Below are 22,748 nucleotides of genomic sequence, written 5' to 3' on the forward strand. Positions count from 1 at the left end.
GGACCGGTGCCGGACTGGTGGACCTGGGGCGAACCTGCTGGCGCAGCCGGTTGCCAGCGGGACCAGAACGGCAAGAGCCTCTGCCGGTGGCCGAACGCGGCGGCAAGCAGCCGATCAGGGTAATCGGGCCGTTCGTGTCCCGGTGACTGTGTCAGGGCGAAAACCCGGCTAAGGAACGAGGCCCACGTCAGTGCTGATCCGCCCGTGCTCCAACGCGATCACCGTCCGCGCCCGGCGCACCGTCGCCGGACGGTGGGCGATCACCAGCAGCGCGCACTCCCCGGCGACCTGATCCAGCGTCCGCGCGAAAGCGGCTTCGTTCGCCGCGTCCAGTTGGGACGTTGGTTCGTCCAGGAGCAGCAGTTCGGGCCGGGCCAGCAGGGCTCGGGCGATGGCCAGTCGTTGGCGTTGGCCGCCGGAAAGCATGCCGCCGTGTTCGCCTGCGGGGGTTTCCAGGCCAGCGGGGAGGCGGTCGACGAACTCGATCAGGTTGGTTTTCTCCAGTACGTCGCGGATTTGCTCGTCGGTCGCGTCGGGAGCGGCGTAGGTGACGTTGTCGCGCAGAGTGCCGTGCAGGATCGGGGTTGTTTGTTCTACCAGGCCGATTCGCTGGCGGCATTCGGCGATGGACGGCTGGTGTCCGTTGAACAGAATGGTTCCGCGATCCGGTTCGTAGAAACGCTCGATCAGCGCGAGAATGGTGGACTTTCCGGCTCCGGAAGGGCCGACCAAGGCGACGTGGCCCCGGTGCGGCACGGTGAAGGAGACGCCGCGCAGTACTGGGCTGTCGGGGTGGTAGCTGAACCAGACGTCGCGCAATTCCAGTACCGGGGCGGAAGCCACGGAGGTGCGCGAGAGGGGCGTGTGGTCGGTTTCGGTGGGGAGCTGGGTCATGTCGTGGACCCGCTGGAACGCGGCCAGTCCTTTTTGGATGGTGGCGGCCAGTTCGAACAGGCCGGCGCTCGGGACGGCGATGTAGCTGACGTAGAGCAGGAAAGCGACGAGTTCGGACAGGGTGAGGCCGCCGTTGGCGACCTGGATCCCGCCGGCGACCAAGACCGCGATGAGGGCGCCGTGGGCGGAAAGGGTTACCGCGGGGGCCGCGATGGAATTCAACCGCGCGGCTCGGACGTTGTCTTGATAGGTGGTGCGGGCGTAGTGGCCGATGCGGTCGGTTTCCCGGTCTTCCGCGCGGGTGGCGCGGATGGTGCGGATGGCGCTGAGGGCTCGTTCCAATTCGGCGGACATCAGGCCTAGATTGTCTTGCGCGTTTTCGGTGGCGTTTCGGATGCGCGCCAGCACAAACAGCGTGACGCCGCCGACGCCGCCGACGATCACCGCCACGATGCCGAACAGCAGCGGGCTCAGCCAGATCATCGCGACGGCGCCGCCGACGACTACGAAGCTGCCGGTCAGCATTTCGACCAGGTCGTAGGCGAGGGTGTCGCGCAGCAGGGTCGTGTCGGCGGTGGTCCGGGAGAGCAGGTCGCCGATCCGGTGTTTGTCGTACAGCCGCATGGGCAGCCGCAGCAAATGGCTGACCAGGCGGACTCGCAGGCCCAGCACGACGCCTTCGCCCGAGCGTTCCAGCCAGTAGCGGCCGATGGTGTCCGTGACGGCTTCGGCGACGAACACGGCGATCAGCGCGACCAGCAGCCAGCCGACCGCACCGCCCGCCCCGACGGCGTCGATGGTGTCCATGGCCAGAACTGGTTGCAGCAGACCCAATCCGGCGCCGACGAGGGTGAACAGGAGCGCGACGGCGATGTTCTTGCGGTGCCCGCGGGTGGTGGCGAACAGATGACGAAGGCCGACCCGGGTCCGGACGTGTTCCTCGGCGGCCGGCGGACTGGTCTCGGGGGCGGTGACGGTCATTCGGCCTTGTCCTCGGCAGTCAATGGGGCGACGGTCAGCAGCGGGGCGAAATAGCCCGCCGGATGGATTTCGTCGACGACCTGGCCGTCGGCTTCGATCCACGCGTGGGCGCTGAACGGTTGCGTGCGCACGCCGGTGCGCCAGGTCGGCCAGGTGCCGTGCGCCCGGCACAGCAGTGCGGTGGCGACGGAGCGGAGCAGGCAGCCGTCGCCCGCGCAGCGCAGGCTGATCGCGACTACTGCTCGACGCGCGTCGCGGGCTTGGTCGAAGGTGGCGGGCCGGGCGCCTCGGCGGGCGAATTCCAGGATCGCGCAGAGGTGCTTGGGAGACAGCCAGATCAGCACGGTGGCGACGCCGACGGTGAGCAGCGGCAGCAGCTTTCGGTGCAGGGGAAGGCGAATTCGGCGCGGTACCACGGACGGCTGGCTCACGGCGATTCGACCAATCCGGCGGCGAGCAGGTTGTCGGTCATCTTGGCGATGTCGGCGCGGACCCGGGCGGCGTCGATGTCGTACCGCGCGGCGAGGTCGGCGGCGATCCGGTCGGCGGATTCGCCCGCCAGCAAGCGGTCGAGGGTGTGCGTGCCGGTCCGGTTGACCTGCCAATAGCGTCCGGTGCGCCGGTTGAGCAGGACCGAGCCGTCGGGCGTGTCGGTGAGCGCGGTGTCAGGGTGCAGGTGCATGGGTCCTCCGGTCGGTCGCTGGCCGGGCCTCGGCGATCGCGCGCAGCCACATCTCGCAGCCCAGCGCGGTTTCCAGATGCGCTTCCATCTCGTCGTCCAGCCGCGGCTCGAGCAGGGCGGCCCGGAGGGCGTCGAGATCGAGCAGGCCGCGCGCGGCCAGTGCCGAATCGGCGAAGTAGCCGAGCAGGTCGGGCACGTGGCGGTGGGCCTCGGCGTCGTCGTCGTCCTGGTAGTCGCCCTTGGTGGTGCGGTCGAGGATGAAGTCCGGGACGAGCCCCCGCATCGCGTCGGCGAGCAGCGGTTTGTACCGCCACGGCGTGAACCGGTCGGCCGTCCGGACCGCGAGCGCGGCCTCGACGACCCGGTCGTCCAGGTACGGGAGTTCGAGCGGCACGCCGTGGTCGGCGTACTCGCGCTGAACCTGCTGGGACAGCGGTCCCGCGGCCCGCAGGCTGGTCAGCGCCTCGTGCTGGCCGCGATCGGCCGCCAGCGGCGTGGCCTCGCCGGCGATTTCGTACAGCATCCGGCGGGTCGTCGCGAGCGCGTCGCCGGTGGCCCACGGCGAGGCCCGGACCACGTCGGCCCAGCCCAGTTCCGGCGTTCCGCGCCGCGGCAGCGGATCGGTGAGGTGGTCCGCGGACTCCCGCCACCAGTCGCCCCAGCTTTGCCTGCTCGCGAGGCCGGCCAGGGTGCGCCGCCACGGCCAGCGGCCGAGAGCGCGGTAGACCCGGAGATGCCGCAGGCCGGTGATCGGGCGACGGCGGATCAGGGTGTGCAGATAGCCGGGCGAGGCGCTGAAGACCTCGTCCCCGCCGTACCCGGCCAGGTGCAGGCCCGTGCCGCGTTCGGCGAGCAGGCGGATGCCGTGGGCGGAGCTGTTCAGGCCTCTGGTCGTCGCCCACGGCGCTTCCAGATCGGCCGTCGAGTAGGGCGGTGCGAACAACGCGGGCGCGTCGTCGCCGAGCAGGTCGAGGTGTTCGGCGCGGGGGAGCAGCCGGGCCGCCTCGGCGGCGAAGTATGGATCGTCGTTGACGACGCTTCCTTCGGTACACCGGAAAGTGAGCAGGTCGGGGGTGTGCTCGGCGGCGAGGAAGCACAGCGTGGTGGAGTCCATCCCGCCGGACAGATCCGCCGACAGCCTGCCGGTGGCCGGCCGCCGGTCCGCGACCGCCTCGCGCAGCGCGGTGCGCACGGCCGGAGCGCCCTTGCGGATCGGCAGGACCGGTTCCGGCGGGCGCCACCAGCGGACCGTGCGCGCGGTTCCGTCCTCGGCGAGCGCGACGTAGGAATCCGGCGGCACGGAATGCACTGTGCGCCACCAGCTTTGCTCGATCAGCGGCGGCAGCAGCTGCATCTGGGTCAGGTGCGCGGCGAGGAGATCCTCGTCAACGCCCGCGCCGGTCATCTCGGCCAGCAGGTCGGCGCGGGTGCCCGCGATCGCGGTGGGGCCGACCCGGGTATGGAAGGCCCGGCGCAGGTTCGTCAGGGTGCCCTGCAGCCGGACTTGCCCGTTCACCGAGGCGATGAGGTGCGCGCTGCCGGGCAACACCCTGGCGAGCGCGTCCGCGTCAGCGGCGGTGCGCAGGCATGCGGTGCGGGCGGTCAGCCGTTCGACCGGCATCGGGCAGAACCCGAACACGGCGACGCGGGCCCGGCCCGCGATCGCCACCCGGATGTCGCCGGGCTCCCAGCGGCCTGCCAGCCACGGCCGCCCGGAAGAATGGAACAGGACGCTCGGTCGCTGGTAAGGGACTCTCGGCAGCAGCGCGGCTCCGCCCGGCGAATCCGGGAGGACGACAAGACTGCTCGACACTGCGTTCATCGGACCACCGGTCTGGATCGAGTGAACGACGGGATGACGAAGGTGGCTGAAAGCCGGTTGACTCGGCCTTCAGCCACGGCTGGCTGTCCCCGCGGGGGACTGCTTGGTCAGCGACGACGACGACGGAAGCGACGGCGGCTGTCGCGCGGGCCGCCGACCAGGATGCGGCGGGTGTCGGTCGCGAAGCAGCCGACGGAAGCTGCCTCGGGGGCTTGGTAGCGTTCGGCAAGCGTCACAGTCTGCACGGAAACCAGTCCTCTGCCTTTCCGGTCCTCTGCCTTTCCGGTGAACGACGGGCCGACGAACGTGGCTGAAGACCGGTTGACCAGGCCTCCAGCCACGTCAGCTCAGCTCAGCGGGCACCAGGTGTCGCCCGCGGGGTTCGCTTGCTCAGCGACGACGACGCGAGCGACGGCGGCCGTCACGCGGGCCGCGGCGGTGCCGGCGGGTGTCGGTCGCGAAGCAGCCGACAGACGAGGCATCAGGTGCCTGATAGCGCTCGGGAAGAGTCTTCACAAAAACCAGTCCTCCTCAACTCGCTCTTTCGAAAAGCATTTCTTATGGGTTGAATAGCGATCGCTAATGAACTTTCGTTCTGCGCGGAGTACCCCGCGTTGAAGACGCTAGCAGGAGCGCCTTGCCCCGGCACTCGTGCGTTCAGTCGAATCAGTTGGGCCGACGGCGTTGCCGCGTTGGAACTGTGGCGAGATCTGCCGTCGGTGACCAGTGGCCGCTTTTGTTTTTCATCAAATACATGAGGCGCGGTGCATCTTGCCCGCTGGAGGCCGGTCGTCCGGTTCGACCTGCTGGCAGCTGCTCTCGGCGGCGGCGTGCCACGCGGTTTACGTCAGCGGGAGTGCTGGCGGCGGATATAAGTGGGCAGACACTTCGGTGGAAGAATTAGTACGGGCGACCAGGGTGCGATGAACGCTTGCCGAATTGTTTTCAGAAGGTCTGGTCTGAACGGCGTCGAAATCGCCTTCGACGGCTCCGCCGCCTTTGGCGGCCGGTCGAACTCATGCGGGGAGCGCGAGTGCGCCGGGAGCGCTGGCCGGGACCGCGGGATGGCGCGGGGCTACCGGGTCGATGCGTCGGTACGGCGCGCCGAGCGGAGGCCGTCGGTCTTCCTCGCCGTGGTTGGGCCAGAGGGACATCGCGCGTTCGGCTTGGGCGGTGATCGTCAGGGAAGGGTTGACGCCCAGGTTCGCCGAGATCGCCGAACCGTCGACGACGTGCAGGCCGGGGTGGCCGTGGACGCGCTGGTACGGGTCGAGGACGCCGCCCGCCGGATCGTCGGAGATCGCGCAGCCGCCGATGAAATGGGCGGTCATCGGGATGTTCAGGATCTCGCCGGTGGTGCCGCCCGCGATGCCGTCGATTTTGTCCGCGACGCGGCGGGCGGCGTCGTTTCCGGCGGGGATCCACGTGGGATTCGGCTCGCCGTGGCCGGGTGCGGACGTCAGTTTGTGCCGTCCGGTGCGGGTGCGTTTGCCGGATACGGTGATGGAATTGTCGAGTGTTTGCATCACCAGCAGGATGATGGTGCGTTCGGACCAGCGGCGCGGCGAGAACCAGGTGAGGTTGCGCGGGTTTCGGGCGAAGGCGCCGAGCCAGGTGAGCCAGCGTGGGACGGGCTTTCCGCCGTCGGTGAGCGCGGTTTGCAGCAGTGACATCGCATTGCTGCCCTTGCCGTAGCGGCACGGTTCGATGTGCGTGTGCGCGTCGGGGTGGATGGACGAGGTGATCGCGACGCCGTGGGTGAAGTCGACGTCCTTGCGTTTCGATTTCGCGCCGAGAATGGATTCCGAGTTCGTCCGGGTCAGTCGGCCGAGGCTGGCGGAAAGCCGGGGCAGCGCACCGGTTTCGCGGGCTCGGTGGAGTAGTTTTTGCGTGTTGTAGGTGCCTGCGCTGAAGATGACGTCGCGGGCGAAGAAGGTCCGCGTGTTTTTGCGGCGGCGGGGCGACTTTCCCGTGCGGACAGCGGTGACGACGTAGCCGCCGTCCGCGGGGCGCACGTCGAGCACTGTGGTCATCGGGATGACGTTCGCGCCGCGTTGTTCGGCCAGGTAGAGGTAGTTGCGGTCCAAGGTGTTTTTGGCTCCGACGCGGCAACCGGTCATACAGGACCCGCATTCGGTGCAGGTTCGGCGGGCTGGCCCGGCGCCGCCGAAGAACGGGTCCGGCACGACGCTTCCGGCGGGAGTGTCCTTGTCGCCGAAGAAAACGCCGACCGGGGTGAGCTGGAAGGACGAGCCGACGCCCAGGTCGTCGGCGACTTCCCGGAGCACCTCGTCCGCAGTGGTGACGGTGGGGTTCTGGGTGACGCCGAGCATCCGGCGGGCCTGGTCGTAGTGCGGTTTCAGTTCGGCTTGCCAGTCGGTGACGTGCGCCCACTGCGGGTCCGCGAAAAACGGTGCGGGCGGTTCGTAGAGGGTGTTGGCGTAGTTGAGGGAACCGCCGCCGACGCCCGCGCCGCCGAGGATGACGACGTCGCGGAGCAGGTGGATGCGCTGGATTCCGTAGCAGCCAAGGCGCGGTGCCCAGAGGAAATTCCGGACGTCCCAGGAGGTTTTGGGCAGCGTCTCTTCGGTACGGCGTGGTCCGGCTTCCAGCACGGTGACGCGGTAGCCCTTTTCGGACAGCCGCAGCGCGCTCACGGAACCGCCGAAACCGGAGCCGATCACGAGGACGTCGGTCTCTTCGCGGGTGGTGTCATTCATTGTTGTCCTCGCAGGCGTCAGCGCGCGGTGGCGAACTCGAGTGCGTCCTGCCAGGCGGCGCGACGCGTGATCCGGTTGCGGTACTTCATGATCCGGCCGGGCTGGTTGAGCGCCAGCGCGCCGGCCAGCCGGTCGCCCGCGCGGTAGAGGGCGAGCCAGGATTCGTCGCCGGGGCAGCCGAGCAGGGTGACGTCGTCGGTCACGACGCCGACCATCTGGATCCGGTTGCCGTACCAGTCGGACCAGAAGTACGGCACCGTCGAGAACGGGGTCGCGGTCGGACCGACGGCGTTGCGGGCGGCGGCTTCGGCTTGGGCTGCGGCGGAGGTCCAGTTCTCCAGCCGCATCGTCGTCGAGAACAGCGGGTTGTGCCAGCGGGCCGCGTCTCCGGCAGCGTAGATTCCTGGTGCGGCGCAGAGGGTTTCGTCGCAGAGCACGCCGTCGTCGAGTGGCAGGCCGCTGTCGGCGAGCCAGCCGACGGCCGGGCGGGCGCCGATGCCGACGATCACCAGGTCGGCGTCGAGGACACTGCCGTCGGACAGCGTGACCGTATCTGAGTCGATCGCCTGAACGGTTGTGCCGCAACGCAGATCGACACCATTGCGGCGGTGCAGGTCGGCGAGTACGGAGGCCATTTCTGAGCCGACGGCGCGGACGAGAGGAACGTCGGCGGCTTCGACGATGGTGACCGCCGCGCCGCGTTTGCGCAGAGCGGAAGCGATTTCCGCACCGATGAAACCCCCGCCGATGATGACGGCCCGCTCGGTGGTCGGGATGCGGGCGCGGATCGCGCGGGCGTCGTCCAGGGTGCGGAGAGTGTGTCCGCCGAACGGCAACGCGACGGGGGCGCAGCCGGTGGCGATGATCAGCGAATCGAAGGGCACTGTGGACGGTCCAATAAGGACTTCACGGTCCGAAACCGACAACCCGGTCGCCGGTTCGCCGAGCCGGAGGTCGATGCCCAGCGACGAGAGAGCATCGGCGTCGGCCAGCGTAGGCGTCGCGTAGTCCGGATCGGCCAGGAAAGCCTTCGACAGCGGCGGCCGGTCATACGGCAGATGCGGTTCGGCTCCGACGAGCGTGACCGGGCCGTCGTATCCGGTCCGGCGGGCGGCGGTGGCGGCACGCAGTCCGGCCAGCGCCGCTCCGACGACTACCAGTCCTGCCTCGCGCATGGCTCCGTCCTCGGCCTTGAGGGTCTGGGAACGCCGCCGGACGGCGATTGGGCACCGTCCGGCGACGTCGGCCTGAAGTCTTCCAACGAGGCGGGGCGCGAGCATCGGTCCGCGGACCGGGAGGTGCGGACCCGACTGGTCCCGGAGCACAAATTCAGTCGACCGGCCGGAGCACGGCGGGACCCAGCAGGCGGCACGCCAACAGCGCCACCTCGACGTCGATCCGCCCCTCGGACAGCGGACGGCCGCGTTCCTGCTCGGCCTTGCGGAGCCGGTACTGGATGGTGTTCTTGTGCAGGTGCAGCTCCTGCGCGGCGACCATCAGGCTGCTCCCGCTGGACAGATACGCCCACACCGTCTCGCGCATCCGGCGGTGCCCCTCGTCGTCGTCGGCCAGCGCGCCGAGCACCGACTGGACCCAGCCCGCGACCGCCGACGGATCGGCCGCGACCAGCGCCAACGGCCCGAGCTGCGCCGCCGCGGTGACCGGCCGCGGCTGGCTGCGCTCGGTCATCTGCGCCACGGCTTCGGCTTGCCGGGCCTGCTGGTGGGTGGTGCGGAAACCGGCCAGTCCGCTCGCCGGGTCGCCCAGCGCGACGCGGACCGGGTCGGGTGAGCCGGCGAGCGCGGCGGACACCGCGTCGAGGTCGAGCGTCGAGGCCGGGAACCAGGCCCAGACGGTCGAGGCGTCCGGGGCCACGACCAGCGGCGTCGTGCCGAGGGCGTTCGCGAGCAGCGCCGCGTGCCGTTCGAGGGTGGTCAGCCGGGCGCTTTCGTCCAGCTCAGGGCCGCACCACAGCACCGCGCCGACGTGCCGGTCCGACAACGCGTAGCCGAGGGTTTTCTCGACGTCGGCGGTGTCGACGGGCTTGCCGGACAGCGCTGCCTGCACCTTCGCGAGCCGGGCCGCGTTGCGGTGGCGCAGCCAGGTGTCGCGTTCCAGCTGGTAGGCCTCGACGACCTCTTCGGAGATCTTGTCGATGTAGGTGAAGGCGACCTGCGACAGCTCGGTGGCGGCGACCGCGACGTCCGCGGCCTCCACCGGCTCGGCGGCGATGCGGGCGATCATCTCCTGCTGGAAGGCCGCCTGGCCCAGGCGGTACGCGCGCAGCATCGCGGTGATCGGCACCCGCCGCTGGGCCAGCCGCCGCGCGAACTCCAACGCGACCGGCGGCGCCCCGACGTCCACCGGCTCCGTCGCGCCGCCCAGCACGCCCAGCGCGGCGACCAGGTTTTCCCGGACCGTGCTGTCCAGCAGCTCAGCGGCCTGCGCGTCGGGCGCGAGCGAGGGCAGTTCGGCGGAGATCTCCTCCGCGATTCGCGCGCAGAGCAGCGCGAGCTCGGCCAGGACCGAGTCCGCGACCTTGGCCAGCGTGGCGGCAGCCGTCGACGTCACAGGCAGCACCGTACGCCCGGTTCGTGCCCGAGACCCAACGCAGCCGAGCGTTTCGGTTTCGCGCACAGTGTCCCGCCGCCCGCGAATTCCTACCTTCAGGAAAACGACAGACCGCGTGGAGGCCGCCATGAAGAAGTACCGCCTCGCCGGAGCTCACGGCGAGACCGCCTGGCACGACCGGAAGCGGCACTTGTGGCTGCTCGGGCTGGTGGTGCCGCTGCTGCCGTTCGCCGCGATCGGGCTGCACGCCGCGACCGGGTCCGGCGCCGTGCTGTGGCTCGGACCGCTCGTCGTGCTCGTCCTCGTGCCGCTGATCGACCTCGTCGCCGGATACGACCACACCAATCCGCCGGACGAGGTGATGGAGGCGCTCGAGGAGGACCGCTACTACCGCTGGATCACTTATCTCTTCCTGCCGTTGCAATACGCCGGTTTCATTGTGGGCGCGTGGATGCTCGCGCAAGGCGATCTGTCCGTCGGCGGCAAGATCGGCCTCGCGATCACGCTGGGCACGGTCGCCGGCATCGGGATCAACACCGCGCACGAACTCGGGCACAAGCGGGAAAGCACTGAGCGCTGGGCGGCGAAAATCGCGCTGGCACAGTGTTTCTACGGGCATTTCTACATCGAGCACAACCGCGGGCACCACGTCCGCGTCGCCACTCCGGAGGACCCGGCGTCGAGCCGGATGGGCGAGAGCTTCTACCGGTTCTGGCCGCGTACGGTCTTCGGTTCGCTGCGCAGTGCCTGGGGTGTCGAGCGGAACCGCTATGCCCGCAAGCAAAGCCATCCGTTCCACCTCGGCAATGACGTGCTCAACGCGTGGCTGATGAGCGTCGTGCTGTGGGGCGGGCTGGTCGCCTGGCTGGGCGTCGGGATCCTGCCGTATCTGGTGGTGCAGGCGGTGTTCGGGTTCTCGCTGCTGGAAATCGTGAATTACATGGAGCACTACGGGATGCTGCGCAAGCAGGTCACCACTGGTACGAAGACGCGGTACGAGCGGGTTACTCCGGCGCATTCGTGGAATTCCAACAATGTCGCGACGAATGTGCTGCTCTACCACTTGCAGCGGCACAGCGATCACCACGCGAACCCCACGCGCCGGTTCCAGACCTTGCGCGACTTCAAGGAAAGCCCCGTTCTGCCGACCGGCTACACCGGGATGATGGTCGTCGCTTTGGTCCCGGCGTGGTTCCGCAAGGTGATGGATCCGCGGGTCTATCGGCATTTCGACGGCGACATCCGGCAGGCGAACGTGCAGCCGGGCAAACTGCCGTCGCTGCTGAAGAAGTACCCGGTCGTCGCCGCTGCCGAAGAGGAACCCGCCGCGGACACCCGGTCGAAGCTGGCCGACGACGTGGACGCCGCGCGGTGCCCCGGCTGCGGCTACGTCTACCGCGTCGCGGAAGGCAACGAGCTGGAGGGCTTCGCCGCTGGGACGGCGTGGTCGGAGATCCCGGACGACTGGACGTGCCCCGATTGCGGCGTGCGCGACAAGGTCGACTTCGTGCCCGTGGTGCGGGAGGCGGCGTAATGAAGATCGTCGCGGACCACGGCACCTGCGAGGGCCTCGGCATGTGCGAGGCGATGGCCGACCAGTTCTTCGAGGTCGGGGACGACGGAGTGGTGCAGGTCCTCGACGAAACCCCGCCCGAAGAGGACCGGCAGTTCGTCGACGCGGCGGTGCGGGCGTGCCCGGTCGCCGCGTTGCGGCTGCAGGGTTGAGGCCCGGTGGAGACGGAGCTGCTGGGGCGAGCGCGGTCTGGCGACCAGGCCGCGTTCGCCGTCATCTACCAGGAACACGCGTCGCCGATCTTCCGCTACCTGCGGATGCGGGTGCCGACGGCGACCGTCGCCGAAGACCTGACGAGCGAGGCGTTCCTGCGCGCGTGGCGGAAACTGCCGGACTTCCGCCCGGACGTCGGCTCGTTCACCGGCTGGCTGTACACCATCGCCGACAACCTGCTGCGCGACCACCGCAAATCGGCCCGCTACCGGCGTGAACTCCTCGACGGGAAAGACCACGACGGGCCGGACGTCCGGGGCGGAGCCGACCGGCTCGCACTCGCCCGGATCGAAGCCGCCGCGCTCCGGCGGTGCCTGGCCGGCCTCAGCGAACCGCAGCGCGAATGCGTGCGATTGCGGTTTTTCGCCGGGCTTTCCGTCGCCGAGGTCGCCGAAACGATGAACAAGAACCCCAACAGCGTCCGGGCGCTGCAGCACCGCGCGGTGCGCACGCTCGCGACGCTGCTGGCCGAGACCGAGAAGGCGTGACGCTGTTATGCACGGATTCCTGGAGATTTTCAAGATCATGGGGCCGCTGCTGGTCCTGATGCTGTGCCCGATCTGGCTTCCGCTGCTGGGGATGGCGATCGGGAAGCTCGCGGATATCTTCTCCGGCGGCGGCAAGCGGGTCGAGCCCGCGCGTCGGGTGGTGCGCGCTGAACCGGCCGAGGCGGGGAGTCGCGTTTCGCGGTGAGATATAGCCGGGCAAGCATGTCTCGGGCGGCAAAGAGCATTGGTCAGGCATTCCGGACTTTCTTAGCCTGACTGCGGGTCGAAGGTGCCGGACACCCGCTCAAAGGAGAGCCGCGATGACCGAATGCCAGCCTGTCACTGCTCAGCCGCCGTCCGGTCCGGTCATCGGCGTCGACGACGGCGTCCTGCGTTTCCGCGGCGTGCGGTACGGGACGGCTGAGCGATTCCAGCCGCCGCGACCGGTTCCGCCGCATGCCGAGGCGGTCGACGCCACGCTGCCGGGCCCGATCTGCCCACAGCTCGGCTCTCGGCTGGAGGCCGCGATGGGGCCGCCGCGGGATGAACCGCCACAGTCGGAGGACTGCCTTCACCTCGCCGTCGCGACACCGGCGCTGACCGGGTCGCGCCCGGTGCTCGTGTGGCTGCACGGCGGCGGTTTCCTGAGCGGCGGCGGCACGCTTCCCTGGTACGACGGCAGGCGGCTCGCGGCGGACGGCGACGTGGTCGTGGTGTCGGTCAACTATCGGCTGGGCGCGTTCGGCTACCTGGTCCACGACGGCGTCAGCGAGGGCAATCTAGGCTTGGCGGACCAGACGCTCGCGCTCGAATGGGTGCGCGACAACATCGCGGCTTTCGGCGGCGACCCGGGCAATGTCACCGTGTTCGGACAGTCCGCGGGCGCGCTTTCGGCGCTCGCCTTGCTGTCCAAACCGGACAGCCGTCCGCTCGTCCGGCGGGCGATCGTCCAGAGTTCTCCGGATCCTGCGATCATCCAGGATCGCGCGAAAGCACTGGAGATCGGCCGCTATTTCGCCGACGCGGTCGGCGGAGATCCGGTTGCCGCTTCCGTCGACCAGCTGCTTGCCGCGCAACGGCAGACTCTCCGGTGGAACGCGGCGAAGGACCCGACGTCGACCCGGCCGCCGTTCGGGATCGTCGGCCTCGACATCCGGCTGTCCGATCCGTTGCCGGACTTGATGATCGGATATACCACGCAGGAGTGCGAGGCGTTCGCGATCGGTGTGCGGGACGCCGAGATCCGGCAGGCGATCGTGGACCAGACCGAGCCGCTTTTCGGTCGTCCGGCACGTGACTTGGCGCAGCGGTACGGCGCGTACTCCTACGAGTTCGCCTGGACTCCGGAAATCGGCGGCTACGGCGCGATCCATTGCCTGGAACTGCCTTTCCTGCTGGGTACCCCGGAATCCTGGCGGGAGAGCCCGATGCTGGGCGACACGAGCTGGGCCGACGTCGAACGTCTCGGTGCCCAGATGCGCTTGTGGTGGACCGAATTCGCACGGTCGGGTTCGCCGGGACCGCGCAGCGGCTTCCGGATCGGGAATTCCCCTCAGACACTGGAGAACACGCCATGAGCAAGAGTATCCATTGGCCCGTCGTCATTCTCTGCTTCCTCGCTGTTCTCCTCGACGGTTTCGACACCGCCGCCCTGTCGTTCACCATCCCGACGCTGTCGCACGAATGGGGTTCCGCTCCCGCCGCTTTCACCTTGCCGTTGGTGCTGACCAACATCGGCGTCGTCGTGGGATATCTGGCGGCGGGTTACGTCGGCGCTCGGATGAAGGCGCGGTCCGTCGTGCTCACCGGAGTCCTGATCTTCGCGGGCGCGACGGTGCTGACCGCGGCGATCCTGCACTTGAAATCCATGCCGGTCTTCGCCGCGACCCGCCTGGTGACCGGCCTCGGGCTCGGGCTCGTACTGCCCGCCGGGGTCTCGCTCGCGACGAAACACAGCGCGGAGGGGCGTCGGGAGCTGGTCTCCGTGGCGGTGACCCTCGGCCTCGCTTCCGGGAGCAGCCTCGGCGGGTTCTTCGGTGGCAAGCTGCTGCACAGCGTCGGTTCTGCCGGGGTCTTCTACGTCGCCGGGCTGGCTCCGTTGGTGCTGGCCGCGGTCATGGCGATGGTGCTGCCGACTCGCGAGCCCGCGGTCGCGAGCACGGCGAAGCAAGAAGCCAAGGTGAGCAGGCTGTTCGGCCAGGGACTGCGGCTGCCGACCTCGCTCATCTGGGCGTTCTCGTTCCTCATCTTCATCACCGCGTACGTGCTGATCTCCTGGGTTCCGACTCTTCTCACCGGGTATGGCTTCGCCGCAGGGAAGGCCCCGCTGGGACTCGCGTTCCTCACCCTCGGCGGTATCGCGGGCGGCCTGGTGCTCATCCCGTTGGCCGCGCGGATCGGTATCGCGCGTGCGCTGATCCTGATGCCTGCCATCGGCGCGGTGTGCATGGTCCTCGTCGCGACGGTGCCGGTCGGCGAGACTGTGCTGTTCCTGCTGCTGGCCGGGGCCGGTTTCGGGGTTACGGCCGGGCAGATCGGCCAGCTGACCCTCGCGGTCTCGATCTATCCCGCGAGCACTCGCACCACCGGCGTCGGCTGGGCCGCGGCGCTCGGGCGGATCGGGTCGATCGTGGGGCCGGGGGTTGCGGGATTGCTGCTCGCGCTGGCGTTGTCGGCGCAGACGATCGTCCTGGCTACCGCCGTTCCGGTGCTGGTGGCAATCGCTTGCGCGGTCGGGTTGAGCCGGGTGCGGTCGCAGGCAAGGAGGGAGCGCGATGGCGCACTGGTTCGATCTCGGTGACGTCGCGGTCGTTCCGCTGATCGAGGACGACCGGCTGCTGATCGAGCCCGGGGAGTTCTTCCCGGGACTCGAGCCCGACCTCGACGAATGGTACGCGCGGGAGCCGTGGTTCGACCGGGCGGCGGGGAAGCTGGTCTTCGTCATCCAGTCGTTCCTCGTCTGCTCTGCCGACGAGGTGCTGGTGGTGGACGCGTGCGTCGGGGCGGGGAAGGACCGTCGGCGCGCGGAGTTCGACCAGTTGCCGGATCGGTGGATGCAGCAGTTCCTCGCGACCGGGCTGCGGCCTTCGGACGTTGATGCGGTGGTGTTCACGCATCTGCACACCGATCACGTCGGGGCGGCTACTGCCCAGCTGGAACCGGTTTTCCCGGACGCGCGGCATTTCGTGGTCGAGGAGGAGTTCCGGTATTGGTCGAGCGAGGCTGGCGGGGAGGCCATGCGCCGGACTGGTGATTACCTGGCCGACAGCGTGCTGCCGATCGAGCGGGCCGGGCAGTTGCGCTTCGTTGCTCCGGATGCGGTGGTGGGCAAGCATGCTTCGCTGGTTCCCGCTGCTGGGCATACGCCGGGGAATGTGTGCGTGCGGGTGCGCGGCAGTGCGGGGACTGTCCTGCTGGCCGGGGACACGATGCATCACGGGGTGCAGGTTCGGCATCCGGAGCTGAGCACGAGGTACTGCGTTGATCCGGGAGCCGCTGCGGACGTGCGCCGCCGCCTGCTTGCGGAAGCGGAGGCGAGCGGTTCAGTTCTGATCCCGACGCATTTCCCCGAGCCGTCCGCCGGTCGAGTGCGGCGTGGCGAGTCTGGGTTTGTCTTCGAGTTCGCCGCCGACCTGCTTCGGACCGGGCAGTTCCGCTACCGGGCGTGGCTGGCGTAGCTGGCCAAAGTCCGTGAGGGGAACCCTAGGGGAATCAGATTCCCTCAGGGTTCCCCTCACGGAAGGTCACCCGGGGAAGGGGTCGACTCGGCGGCGGAGCAGGCAGAACACGTTCCCCTCCGGGTCCGCAAGCACGTGCCACGACTCCTCCCCGGTCTGCCCGACGTCGGCGGGCCGCGCCCCGGCCGCCAGCAGGCGTTCCAGTTCCGCGTCCTGGTCCCGGTCGGTCGGGTTCACGTCCAGGTGCAGCGGCAGTTTGGCCGGTTTCGGATCAGTGCTGCGGCTGAGGATCAACGTCGGCTGCGGGCCGCCGAAACCAGCCTCGGGAGGGCCGATCTCCAAGTCCTCTCCGTCCCAGCCGAGTTCGACGTAGCCGAGGACTTCGCACCAGAAATCGCCCATCCGTCGCGGGTCGGCGCAGTCGAGGACGAGTTCGGTGATCCGGCAGGCCATGCGCGCGAGCTTAGGGCCCGCGCGCACCCCGGCCCAGCGGATTCCGGTTTGTGCGCGCGGATAGATCTGCCGCCCCGGATTCGTCCGCGCGCACGAACGTCTTGCCCGGGAAACCTCCTAGGGTCGCCAGCAGCGAGGCGAGGAGGCAAGCATGCGGACACTGCTGCGTGGCGGTCGCGTCATCGACCCGGCTACGGGCTTCGACGGCACAGCTGACGTGCTGGTATCCGACGGCGAGGTGATCGCGGTCGGACCGGGACTGCCGAGCTCGGACGACCAGGTCGAGATCGACGTCGCCGGGTACATCGTCGGGCCGGGGTTCATCGATCTGCACAGCCACGTGCACACGATCGCGGGACAGCGGCTGCAGGCGATGGACGGCGTCACGACGGCGCTCGACCTGGAGGCCGGGCTGATGCCGGTCGAACGGGCCTACGCCGAGGCCGCCGCGGCGGGGCGTCCGCTGCACTACGGTTTCTCGGCCTCGTGGGGGTCCGCGCGGGCGAAGGTGCTCGCCGGCATCGAGCCGGACGCGAACATCAACACCGGGCTCTCCGTGCTCGGCAACCCGGCCTGGCAGCGGTCCTCGTCGAAGACCGAGCTGGCCGCGTGGCTGTCGCTGGTGGAGGGCGAGCTGGCGGCGGGCGCACTCGGCGTCGGCGTGCTGCTCGGGTACGCGCCGGCCAGCGATCCGGCCGAGTTCCTGGCGTTGGCGAAGCTGGCCAAGCAGGCTGAAGCGCCGACGTACACGCACGTCCGCGAGCTGGTCGAGGTCGATCCGGGCACGCCGGCCGACGGGTCCGAGGAGATCGCGATCGTCGCGGCCGAGACCGGCGCGGCGATGCATCACTGCCACGTCAACAGCACTTCCGGACGGCACATCGACCGGGTGCTCGCCGCGCTGGAGTCGGGCCGTTCCGCCGGGTCGCGGGTGACGGTCGAGGCCTATCCGTACGGCGCGGGCAGCACTGCGGTCGGCGCGGCTTTCATCTCGCCGGAGAGGCTGAAGATGAAGGGCCTCAACCCGTCGCGGGTGATCCTGCTGGAGACCGGCGAGCGGATCGCGGACGAGGGACGGTTGCTGCAGGTCCGGGCCGAGACACCGGGTGCGCCGTGCATCCTGGAGTTCCTCGACGAGGACGACCCGGCCGATCGCACTCTCCTGCATCAGGCGCTTGCCTTCCCGGACTCGATCGTCGCGAGCGACGCGATGCCGGTGTACTGGCAGAACGGGGCCAACGAATCCACTGAGTGGCCGCTCCCTCCGGGCGGTGCGACACATCCGCGTACGGCGGGGACGTTCTCGAAGTCGCTGCGGCTGATGGTGCGCGAGGCTGGCGTCTGGACCTGGTTGGAGGCGTTTCGGCGCTGTTCTTACCTCCCGGCGCGGGTGCTCGACGAGGTCGCGCCCGGTGCGCGGGCCAAGGGCCGGTTGAACGTCGGCGCGGACGCGGACATCGTCGTCCTCGATCCGGCCACGATCACTGACACCGCAACGTATTTCGACGCTACCCGGCCCGCGGTCGGCGTCCGGCACCTGTTCGTCGCGGGCACCCCGGTGGTGCGCGACGGGCAGCTGCTGACCGACGCGTTCCCGGGCCAGCCGCTGCGAGGGGAACCGCGATGACCGAGTTCACTGTGGACGATTTGCTTGCCGACATCGAAACGTTGGTGTGCTGCGAGTCCCCGTCGTCCGATCTCGACGCGGTGGCGCACAGCGCGGACGTGCTGACTGGCGTCGGCAAGGCGTTGCTGGGCGTGGAGCCGGAGCGGATTGTCCTGGATGGACGGACGCATCTGCGCTGGCGGTTCGGTGACGGTCCGCCGCGCGTGCTGCTGCTCGGCCACCACGACACGGTCTGGCCGATGGGCTCTTTGGAGACGCATCCGTTTTCCGTGCAGGACGGGGTATTGCGCGGTCCGGGCTGCTTCGACATGAAGACCGGCGTCGTGATGGCGTTGCACGTCGCGGCTTCGCTGGAAGACCGGAGTGGACTGTCCATTTTGGTCACTGGAGACGAGGAGCTGGGCTCGCCGTCGTCGCGCGGGCTGATCGAGGAAGAAGCGCAGGACTGCGCGGCGGCGTTCGTGCTGGAAGCTTCCGCGGACGGCGGCGCGATCAAGACTCGGCGCAAAGGCGTTTCCCACTACCGGATCGAGGTGACCGGACGCGCCTCGCACGCCGGGCTCGAACCGGAGAAGGGGATCAACGCCGGGATCGAGATCGCGCATCAGGTGCTCGCCGTCGCCGCGCTCGCCAGTCCGGAGCGTGGGACCAGCGTCGTGCCGACAGTGCTTTCGGCTGGCACCACGGTGAATACCGTGCCCGCCGCGGCTGCGGTCGAGGTTGACGTGCGCGTGTGGGACGAGGAAGAACAACTCCGCGTCGACCGCGAAGTCCGCGCGTTGCGACCGGTCCTCGACGAAGCGCAGGTGCGGGTCACCGGCGGGATCAATCGTCCGCCGCTGGACGCTGTTTCGTCAGCCGCGTTGTACGGGCTGGCAAAGGAACTGGCCGCGGAACTGGGCTTGCCGGAATTGACCGAGGCGGCCGTCGGCGGCGCTTCGGACGGCAATTACACCGCGGGTCTCGGTGTGCCGACGCTCGACGGTCTCGGCGCGGTCGGCGGCGGCGCGCACGCGGATCACGAACATGTCCTGGTCGAGGAATTGCCGAAGCGGACCGCGTTGCTGGCCGCGCTGGTGGAGAACGTGCTGACGAAGGGGAGTCCGTCGATTCCGACGAATCCGGTGGACGATTCTGGTCGAGCACGACGGTGACGTCGGTGGGGAAGCCGGGAAAGGATCATCCCGTGACGAATCTTGCGATGAACACTGAAAGACCCGTCGCGGCGGAAGTGTGCGACGAGGCGGTCGCGGCCGCTGAAGCGGCGGCTGCCGCCTCGGGGGTCGAAGTCCGGGAAATCACCGAGATCGCGGAAATGACCGCGGTCGGAGTGCTGTTCGAGACGATCTGGCGGTCCGCGCCGGGAACCCGGCCGGTGAACCCGGAACTGCTGCGCGCGCTCTCGTCGGCGGGGAATTACGTGGCAGGCGCGTTCGCCGACGGAGAAATGTTCGGTGCGTGCGTCGGCTTTTTCGGAAACCCCGGAAAAGGCAGCCTGCACAGTCACATCGCCGGAGTCGCGAAGGCCGGCGCGGGTCGCGGAATCGGGTACGCGCTGAAATTGCATCAGCGCGGCTGGGCGCTCGGGCAGGACGTCTCGACGATCAAATGGACGTTCGACCCGCTGGTGCGCCGCAACGGCTATTTCAACCTCGGCAAACTCGGCGCGCTCCCGGTGCGTTATCTGCGGGATTTCTACGGCCCGATGGCGGACGGCATCAACGGTTCGGGCGACACCGACCGGCTGATGGTGTCCTGGGACCTGGCCAGTCCGACAGTGCGGACCGCCGCGTTCGGCGAACCGATCCGCACCGACGCGAAGACGTTGCTCGACCAAGGCGCGGCAGTGGCCCTTGAAGTGGCCGATGACGGTGGTCCGGCCGCCGGTGCCGCGGACGCCCCGGTGGTGCTCGTCGCGGTCCCGTCCGACATCGAAGGCTTGCGCACCGCCGATCCCGGCAAGGCGGACGCGTGGCGGGTCGCGCTGCGCGAATCGCTCGGCGGGCTGATGGCCGCCGGGGGCCGGGTGACCGGCTTCGACCGAGCCGGCTTTTACGTGATCTCCAAGGAGGAGCAGTGAAACTCAGCGGTGTGGAACTGCGCCGGGTGCAGATGCCGCTCGTCGCCCCGTTCCGGACTTCGTTCGGCACCCAGTCCGTCCGCGAGCTCTTGCTGCTGCGCGCGGTCACGCCAGCCGGCGAGGGCTGGGGCGAATGCGTGACGATGGCCGGGCCGGTGTACTCGTCGGAGTACAACGACGGCGCGGAACACGTGCTGCGGCACCACTTGATCCCGGCGCTGCTGGCCGCGGAAGACGTCACCGCGGCGAAGGTGACGCCGCTGCTGGCGAAGTTCAAGGGCCACCGGATGGCCAAGGGCGCGCTGGAGATGGCGGTGCTCGACGCCGAACTCCGCGCGCACGAGCGGTCGTTCGCCGCCGAACTCGGGTCGGTGCGCGATTCCGTGCCGTGCGGCGTTTCGGTCGGGATCATGGACACCATCCCGCAGCTGCTCGACGTCGTGGGCGGATACCTCGACGAGGGATACGTCCGGATCAAGCTGAAGATCGAACCCGGCTGGGACGTCGAGCCGGTGCGCGCGGTCCGCGAACGCTTCGGCGACGACGTGCTGCTGCAGGTCGACGCGAACACCGCCTACACCCTCGGCGACGCGCCGCAGCTGGCCCGGCTCGACCCGTTCGGCCTGCTGCTGATCGAGCAGCCGCTGGAAGAGGAGGACGTGCTCGGCCACGCCGAGCTGGCCCGCCGGATCCAGACGCCGATCTGCCTCGACGAGTCGATCGTGTCGGCGCGCGCGGCGGCGGACGCCATCAAGCTGGGCGCGGTCCAGATCGTGAACATCAAACCGGGCCGCGTCGGCGGTTACCTGGAAGCGCGGCGGGTGCACGACGTGTGCGCGGCGCACGGGATCCCGGTGTGGTGCGGCGGGATGATCGAGACCGGCCTCGGCCGGGCGGCCAATGTCGCGCTGGCCTCGCTGCCGAACTTCACCCTGCCCGGCGACACCTCGGCGTCGGACCGGTTCTATCAAACCGACATCACCGAGCCGTTCGTGCTGTCTGACGGCCACCTCCCGGTGCCGACCGGACCGGGTCTCGGCGTGGCGCCGATTCCGGAGCTGCTCGACGAGGTGACCACGGCAAAGGTGTGGATCGGTTCGTAGCCCGCTACGAATTCCGGAGGTAGATTTGGTCGGATCGGACCAGCCGGTCCGCACGAGGCCGGATCTACCTTCGGGGGGTGCTGACACCGGTGCCGAGCAAACCGCACACGAGTCTGGGACGCGTCCTCGAAGCTCTCGGGGACGTGCTCCTCGAACCGGTCGCCGTCGGCCGCGACACGCGGCGGCAGCTCGGCGGGGTGGTGATTCACGACCCGCACGACGACGCGGAATTCCCGGCACAGGCGGTCGTCCTCGGCGTCGGCGTGCGCGAATCCGGCGAGATCGTGCGGCTCCTGCACACCGTCGCCGCGCGCGGAGCGACCGCACTGGTCGTGCGAGCGCCGGTCGCCGCATCGACGGAACTCGTGCGGGCGGCGAATTCCTCCGGGGTCGCGCTGCTCGGGCTTGCCAGCGGCGCGTCGTGGGCGCAGTTGGCCGCCATGCTCCGCACGCTGCTCGCGGAGGGCGACGTCGGCGATGTCTCCCCGCAGACGCTCGGCGGGATGCCGTCCGGTGATCTTTTCGCGCTCGCCAACGCCATCGCCGCGCTGCTCGACGCGCCGGTCACCATCGAAGACCGCAACTCGCGCGTGCTCGCGTTCTCCGGCCGTCAGGACGAGGCCGACCCTTCGCGGGTCGAGACGATCCTCGGCCGCCAGGTGCCCGAACGGTTCACTCGCGAGCTGGAGAAGGACGGCGTTTTCGAGCGGCTCTATCGCGATCAAGGCCCGGTTTACGTCTATCCGGGCGACGGCTACGACAAGAAGATCGTCATGATCCGCGCCGCCCTCGCGGTCCGGGCCGGTGACGAGGTTCTCGGGTCGATTTGGGCCGCTGTCGACAAAGAGCTAAGCGAAGAACGTACCGCTGCGTTGATTGACGCTTCGAAAATCGTTGCGCTGCATATGCTTCGGCTGCGCGCGGGGGCGGACGTCGAACGCCGGTTACGAGCCGACCTGGTCAGCACCGCTCTCGAAGGCGGCTCCGGCGCGCAGGAAGCCATCGCGCGCCTCGGGTTGCTGGGCCAGCCCACGATCGTGCTCGCCATGGGACTGATCGAAGCACCCGACGACGATCTTCGGCTGGTCGCGGAACGCCAGCGGGTCGCCGACGCGTTCGCCATGCACCTGAGCGCCGTTCAGCCCCGGTCGGCGGTCGCGCTGGTCGGCGACGTCGCGTACGGCATCGTCCCGATGCCCGGGAACCACGGCGATTGCCGCGAACGCTCCGTGCGCGTCGCGTCGACTTTCCTGGAACGCACCGGCCGCCGGGTCGCCGCCGCGATCGGCATCGGCCCGCTGGCCCTCGACGGATCCGGTTTGCGCGCGTCCCGCGACGGGGCCGACCGCGCGTTGCGGGTGCTGCTCACCAACGGCGGCTCGAAGCGGGTGATCGCCGCCGAGGACGCGCACATCGAGGCGTTGATGCTGGAACTGGCCGACCTGTCCGCCGCCCGCGGCGACGTCGCGACCGGGCCCATCGCGCGGTTGCTGGAGTACGACACGAAGCACCAGTCGCAGCTGGTGCACACGCTGCGGTGCTGGCTCGATTCGTTCGGCGACATCAGCGCGGCTTCGGCGGCGGCGTACGTGCACCCGAGCACGTTCCGGTACCGGCTGCGCCGGCTGGCCGAAGTGGGCGGAATCGATCTGGACGACCCGGGGGACCGGTTCGCGGCGATGGTGCAACTGCACTTGCTGCCGCGGGTGGAACGGCCCGAAGAGGCCTGAGTCTTGCTCTCCTGACGGGAAACGCGCGGCAACCTTCCTGCGAACGCACCAACCCCGGTCGCCGCCGAGCCCAAGACAATGGGGAATCGGCAGGCCGGACCAGTGTGATTTCCGGGTCGCACCAAGAACTTCCT

The 22,748-nt window shown here is 69.3% G+C and carries 21 protein-coding genes; 12 read left to right on the top strand and 9 right to left on the bottom strand.

Annotated elements, in window-relative coordinates:
* Positions 1 to 168 precede the first annotated feature (168 nt).
* From ABZX37_RS26200 to ABZX37_RS26235, 8 genes are all read right to left on the bottom strand, one after another.
* Positions 169 to 1,875, bottom strand: a complete 1,707-nt coding sequence (locus ABZX37_RS26200) for an ABC transporter ATP-binding protein (protein WP_354743755.1) — start codon at positions 1,873 to 1,875, stop codon at positions 169 to 171.
* Positions 1,872 to 2,306 (bottom strand): lasso peptide biosynthesis B2 protein, encoded by a 435-nt coding sequence (locus tag ABZX37_RS26205; RefSeq protein ID WP_354743757.1) that lies wholly within the window; start codon positions 2,304 to 2,306, stop codon positions 1,872 to 1,874. The genes ABZX37_RS26200 and ABZX37_RS26205 overlap by 4 nt, the downstream gene beginning before the upstream one ends.
* The gene (locus tag ABZX37_RS26210; protein WP_354743759.1) at positions 2,303 to 2,557 is read right to left on the bottom strand and encodes a lasso peptide biosynthesis PqqD family chaperone; all 255 of its coding nucleotides are present in this window, start codon (positions 2,555 to 2,557) and stop codon (positions 2,303 to 2,305) included. Before ABZX37_RS26210 ends, ABZX37_RS26205 begins: the two co-directional genes overlap by 4 nt.
* On the bottom strand, positions 2,541 to 4,379 hold the full coding sequence (locus ABZX37_RS26215) for an asparagine synthase-related protein (protein ID WP_354743761.1): 1,839 nt from the start codon (positions 4,377 to 4,379) through the stop codon (positions 2,541 to 2,543). The genes ABZX37_RS26210 and ABZX37_RS26215 overlap by 17 nt, the downstream gene beginning before the upstream one ends.
* A 107-nt stretch (positions 4,380 to 4,486) precedes the next feature.
* Positions 4,487 to 4,624 carry a hypothetical protein gene (locus ABZX37_RS26220; protein WP_354743763.1) on the bottom strand — a complete coding sequence of 46 codons (138 nt, stop codon included), beginning with the start codon at positions 4,622 to 4,624 and terminating at the stop codon, positions 4,487 to 4,489.
* A gap of 771 nt (positions 4,625 to 5,395) precedes the next feature.
* Positions 5,396 to 7,099, bottom strand: coding sequence for a GMC family oxidoreductase (locus ABZX37_RS26225; RefSeq protein ID WP_354743765.1), 1,704 nt, complete (start codon positions 7,097 to 7,099; stop codon positions 5,396 to 5,398).
* A gap of 17 nt (positions 7,100 to 7,116) precedes the next feature.
* On the bottom strand, positions 7,117 to 8,274 hold the full coding sequence (locus ABZX37_RS26230) for an FAD-dependent oxidoreductase (RefSeq protein WP_354743767.1): 1,158 nt from the start codon (positions 8,272 to 8,274) through the stop codon (positions 7,117 to 7,119).
* A gap of 154 nt (positions 8,275 to 8,428) precedes the next feature.
* Entirely contained in the window at positions 8,429 to 9,670 is a 1,242-nt protein-coding gene (locus tag ABZX37_RS26235) for a helix-turn-helix domain-containing protein (RefSeq protein WP_354743769.1), read from the bottom strand.
* Between the two features lie 127 nt (positions 9,671 to 9,797).
* Here ABZX37_RS26235 and ABZX37_RS26240 point away from each other — a divergent pair, with 127 nt between their 5' ends.
* The 7 genes from ABZX37_RS26240 (at position 9,798) to ABZX37_RS26270 (ending at position 15,621) form a co-directional block, all read left to right on the top strand.
* On the top strand, positions 9,798 to 11,204 hold the full coding sequence (locus tag ABZX37_RS26240; RefSeq protein WP_354743771.1) for a fatty acid desaturase: 1,407 nt from the start codon (positions 9,798 to 9,800) through the stop codon (positions 11,202 to 11,204).
* Positions 11,204 to 11,395, top strand: coding sequence for a ferredoxin (locus tag ABZX37_RS26245; protein ID WP_354743773.1), 192 nt, complete (start codon positions 11,204 to 11,206; stop codon positions 11,393 to 11,395). Before ABZX37_RS26240 ends, ABZX37_RS26245 begins: the two co-directional genes overlap by 1 nt.
* Positions 11,396 to 11,401: 6 nt before the next feature.
* A complete protein-coding gene (locus tag ABZX37_RS26250) occupies positions 11,402 to 11,944 on the top strand; it encodes a sigma-70 family RNA polymerase sigma factor (protein WP_354743775.1) in 543 nt (180 codons plus the stop codon).
* A 7-nt stretch (positions 11,945 to 11,951) separates the two neighbouring features.
* Positions 11,952 to 12,149 carry a hypothetical protein gene (locus tag ABZX37_RS26255; RefSeq protein WP_354743777.1) on the top strand — a complete coding sequence of 66 codons (198 nt, stop codon included), beginning with the start codon at positions 11,952 to 11,954 and terminating at the stop codon, positions 12,147 to 12,149.
* A 115-nt stretch (positions 12,150 to 12,264) separates the two neighbouring features.
* Complete coding sequence (locus tag ABZX37_RS26260; protein WP_354743779.1) at positions 12,265 to 13,521, top strand: carboxylesterase family protein; 1,257 nt, start codon at positions 12,265 to 12,267, stop codon at positions 13,519 to 13,521.
* Entirely contained in the window at positions 13,518 to 14,744 is a 1,227-nt protein-coding gene (locus ABZX37_RS26265) for an MFS transporter (RefSeq protein ID WP_354743781.1), read from the top strand. The genes ABZX37_RS26260 and ABZX37_RS26265 overlap by 4 nt, the downstream gene beginning before the upstream one ends.
* Complete coding sequence (locus ABZX37_RS26270) at positions 14,719 to 15,621, top strand: MBL fold metallo-hydrolase (RefSeq protein WP_354743783.1); 903 nt, start codon at positions 14,719 to 14,721, stop codon at positions 15,619 to 15,621. The genes ABZX37_RS26265 and ABZX37_RS26270 overlap by 26 nt, the downstream gene beginning before the upstream one ends.
* 66 nt (positions 15,622 to 15,687) lie before the next feature.
* On the opposite strand, the gene ABZX37_RS26275 is transcribed toward ABZX37_RS26270, so the two are convergent.
* Positions 15,688 to 16,074: a VOC family protein gene (locus ABZX37_RS26275; protein WP_354743785.1), complete on the bottom strand. Its 387-nt coding sequence runs from the start codon at positions 16,072 to 16,074 to the stop codon at positions 15,688 to 15,690.
* A 151-nt stretch (positions 16,075 to 16,225) separates the two neighbouring features.
* Here ABZX37_RS26275 and ABZX37_RS26280 point away from each other — a divergent pair, with 151 nt between their 5' ends.
* From ABZX37_RS26280 to ABZX37_RS26300, 5 genes are all read left to right on the top strand, one after another.
* Complete coding sequence (locus ABZX37_RS26280; protein ID WP_354743787.1) at positions 16,226 to 17,701, top strand: amidohydrolase family protein; 1,476 nt, start codon at positions 16,226 to 16,228, stop codon at positions 17,699 to 17,701.
* Positions 17,698 to 18,855, top strand: coding sequence for a M20 family metallopeptidase (locus ABZX37_RS26285; RefSeq protein ID WP_354743789.1), 1,158 nt, complete (start codon positions 17,698 to 17,700; stop codon positions 18,853 to 18,855). The genes ABZX37_RS26280 and ABZX37_RS26285 overlap by 4 nt, the downstream gene beginning before the upstream one ends.
* A 47-nt stretch (positions 18,856 to 18,902) precedes the next feature.
* A complete protein-coding gene (locus tag ABZX37_RS26290) occupies positions 18,903 to 19,781 on the top strand; it encodes a GNAT family N-acetyltransferase (RefSeq protein ID WP_354743791.1) in 879 nt (292 codons plus the stop codon).
* Positions 19,778 to 20,884, top strand: a complete 1,107-nt coding sequence (menC, locus tag ABZX37_RS26295) for an o-succinylbenzoate synthase (protein WP_354743793.1) — start codon at positions 19,778 to 19,780, stop codon at positions 20,882 to 20,884. The genes ABZX37_RS26290 and menC overlap by 4 nt, the downstream gene beginning before the upstream one ends.
* A gap of 77 nt (positions 20,885 to 20,961) precedes the next feature.
* Positions 20,962 to 22,614 carry a helix-turn-helix domain-containing protein gene (locus ABZX37_RS26300; RefSeq protein ID WP_354743794.1) on the top strand — a complete coding sequence of 551 codons (1,653 nt, stop codon included), beginning with the start codon at positions 20,962 to 20,964 and terminating at the stop codon, positions 22,612 to 22,614.
* Positions 22,615 to 22,748: the final 134 nt, after the last annotated feature.

The sequence above is a fragment of the Amycolatopsis sp. NPDC004079 genome, assembly GCF_040610415.1.
Classification (GTDB): domain Bacteria; phylum Actinomycetota; class Actinomycetes; order Mycobacteriales; family Pseudonocardiaceae; genus Amycolatopsis; species Amycolatopsis halotolerans.